The organism is Bacillus sp. UNC437CL72CviS29, from assembly GCF_000482345.1.
Lineage (GTDB): Bacteria > Bacillota > Bacilli > Bacillales > Bacillaceae_G > Bacillus_A > Bacillus_A arachidis.
The window spans coordinates 1-2,686 of record NZ_AXVB01000045.1 but is presented as its reverse complement, the minus strand read 5'-3'; the positions used below and the strand labels follow the sequence as shown (position 1 = coordinate 2,686).

General features: G+C 40.7%; 5 protein-coding genes. All 5 read left to right on the top strand.

The genetic code is table 11. From position 1 onward, the window contains the following. Window positions 1–102: 102 nt before the first annotated feature. Window positions 103–354 carry a hypothetical protein gene (locus M014_RS0120965; protein ID WP_026593435.1) on the top strand — a complete coding sequence of 84 codons (252 nt, stop codon included), beginning with the start codon at window positions 103–105 and terminating at the stop codon, window positions 352–354. 15 nt (window positions 355–369) lie between these two features. Beyond that, window positions 370–657: a hypothetical protein gene (locus M014_RS0120960; RefSeq protein ID WP_026593434.1), complete on the top strand. Its 288-nt coding sequence runs from the start codon at window positions 370–372 to the stop codon at window positions 655–657. Next, complete coding sequence (locus M014_RS0120955; protein WP_026593433.1) at window positions 654–1,040, top strand: hypothetical protein; 387 nt, start codon at window positions 654–656, stop codon at window positions 1,038–1,040. Before M014_RS0120960 ends, M014_RS0120955 begins: the two co-directional genes overlap by 4 nt. Before the next feature lie 14 nt (window positions 1,041–1,054). After that, on the top strand, window positions 1,055–1,732 hold the full coding sequence (locus M014_RS0120950; protein WP_026593432.1) for a hypothetical protein: 678 nt from the start codon (window positions 1,055–1,057) through the stop codon (window positions 1,730–1,732). Next, on the top strand, window positions 1,725–2,686 hold a 962-nt coding region (locus tag M014_RS27630; RefSeq protein WP_051588616.1), incomplete at its 3' end, for a hypothetical protein. The genes M014_RS0120950 and M014_RS27630, both read left to right, overlap by 8 nt.

Below are 2,686 nucleotides of genomic sequence, written 5' to 3'. Positions count from 1 at the left end.
GCTAATCCGTCGTAACGTTTTCAAAACGGAAGACGGACGGGATTTATGGCAGGCGTCTAATGAGGAATTACATGCGCAATTATTTGACGAGGAGGAAATAAGATGAACGGAATGACTATCGAACAGTGTGAGGCGAAAATAAAGGCGTTAGAATTAGCGTGGGTAACTATGTACGAAAAGTTAGACGTAAAAGAGCAGGCGTATATAGAACACGATTTAAATAAACATGCAGACGAATATGAGGAAAAAGCAGAATACGCTAAACAAAACGAATTCTATTGGGAATATGAGTACGCATTTAGAAACGACGTAGCGGAATACTTGCGAGACTACGCACGCCAAAACGTATATTAACGAGGAGGTAACGGAATGAGATTTGGAGATTGGCTTTGGATCGACGAAGGTAAATCTATTACGAAAGAGTTCGGAAGTTACAAGTTCGATATTAAGCAGTTAGACATTATCAACGCATACACCGATTCGATATTCGGTACACAACCGTCATATCAAGATTGGTTCCAGGAAACATACTGTTGTGATACTCAGACCGCTTATAACCGAATGGAGAGGGCATTAGGCAGCGCGTTTGCTACTTCGGAAATGAATAGGCGAAGAAAGTTATACGATAGCTTATTTCCGAAGGAGGGAAAACGATGACCCGCATATCAACGAAAGATTTCCGCAACCTACCAATCGAAAAGTGGAACGTAACGACATTCCGAGAGTACCTAAAGCATGAACATGAGGAGCGCTATAAAATTCCATACGTCACTCGAAGCTATGCGATGGAAGGTCGAATGTTGAAGAGGTCGCTTGCGGAATATAACCAGGAAGTATTGAAACGCTTCATCGACGCATGTTTTGCCGACTATAAGCCGACACGGGAGTATCCCGGATTAAACTTTGCGTTTATGTATTCGTATATGCGATCTAGGTTGTTGCTGCGGATACTCGATGAGTTACGTAAGAGAGATGAGCAACATTGTAGACAACGGGTACATATAGAAGTAAGCACGGAAGAAATTATCGATTATTTATAAACGGAGGGAAAACGATGGCTAAGAGATTAACATTGGAACAAGTCGCAGCACTATTCGATTCTAAAGGCTACGATTTACTTGAAACGGAATATGTAAATGCGCATACACCAATGCGTTGTAGATGTCGCAAGCATCCCGATACTATTATTGAAGTTATGACAAACACTTTAAAGAGAAACTACGGTGGCTGTCGTAAGTGCAATCGAAAGCAGAATACTAGAACGATAGAGGTTGTTCGTAAAGAATTTGCGGATAGAGGCTATACGTTACTAGAGACGACATATAAAAACAACCATACGAAAATGCGTTACACATGTCCGAATCATCCGAACGAGAAACCTTCGATTGCTTACATGCACTTTAAAAAAGGCTCAGGGTGTCCGTCGTGTGGTCGTGAAAAATCATTAAGAGCGCTAGCGGAAGATAGAGAGGAATTTCCGAAACGTGAGTATATGAAAGATGAAAAGGAAGACGCACGTAGTAAAACATTCCACATCTTAGACAATCAGTGTTCCGGATGCCCTTTTAACAACCTATCGAAGTTGAGCGATGTAGAAGTGAAGTGTTATCAGGAGTGTCAATACGGATTAGAGCTTCGTAGATGTGGCGCTGTTCTAGCCGGAGAGGATGTCGATGCAGTAACGAAGTATTATGAGGAGAAATTCGTTAAGGAGGCGCTAATAAATGAGTAAGGCGGGCGTGGCGAAGACGCAGGAGTTTCGGAAGCCGAGGAAGCGTAAGAAAGTAGTTTTAGAGGAGCGGGTTATTGATGGTGAAGTGGTTGTCGGAAAAGAGTGTACGAAATGTGGCGAGTGGAAACTTTTAAGTTCAGAATTCCATAAGAGTAAGAGAGGGTTTGGGGGGGTGCACACATATTGTAAGGACTGTAGAAGTACATCCAGGGAGTTACGTGTCCGATCTAGCTTAACAGAACGTTTTATAAATGGCGTAATGGTCGTCGGAAAGGAATGTACAAAGTGTGGATGTTGGAAGCCATTAGAGAGTGGTTTTCACAAAGCAAGAAGGTCACTTGGAGGAAGGTATTCACAATGTAAGGAATGTAAGTTTGAGTACTGTAAGAAAAATAAAGAAAGAATTACAAAGTATCAACGTAAGTGGTGTGATGAAAATAAAGAAAGACTAGCAAAATACTATCACAATTACCATATGGAAAATAGAGAGAGGAAATTAGAATATAGCCGTAACCATTACAAAGAAAATAAAAAGAGGAAAGCGATGTTAGGTCGTGTATGGAGAAAAGAAAATAAAGAAAGAATGCTAGAGATTGCACGAAAATGGCGAAAAAATAATCCAGATAAGATTGTAATGAAATCTTTACGTAGACGAGCGTTTAAAAAATCACTACCCGATGATTTTACTATTGAAGAATTGCAACAAGTAAGGACATACTTCGAAGATGGTTGTTCATTAACAGGTAATAAAACTTTCCATTGGGATCATGTAATACCATTAGCAATAGGGCATGGCGGAACAACATACGGTAATATGATTCCGTTACGTAGCGATTTGAATGAATCAAAAGGTATTAGCAACATTTTCGATTGGTTCGAAGCGAATAGGCAACGATTCGAACTATCACAAGCTAAATTCGACCGTCTTATCGCGTGGTTGGCAGCCGCAAACGA

Excerpts from the sequence above, each read along its gene's own strand:
- M014_RS0120965 (WP_026593435.1), top strand. The coding sequence starts at position 103 with ATGAACGGAATGACTATCGAACAGTGTGAGGCGAAAATAAAGGCGTTA.
- M014_RS0120960 (WP_026593434.1), top strand. The coding sequence starts at position 370 with ATGAGATTTGGAGATTGGCTTTGGATCGACGAAGGTAAATCTATTACG.
- M014_RS0120955 (WP_026593433.1), top strand. The coding sequence starts at position 654 with ATGACCCGCATATCAACGAAAGATTTCCGCAACCTACCAATCGAAAAG.
- M014_RS0120950 (WP_026593432.1), top strand. The coding sequence starts at position 1,055 with ATGGCTAAGAGATTAACATTGGAACAAGTCGCAGCACTATTCGATTCT.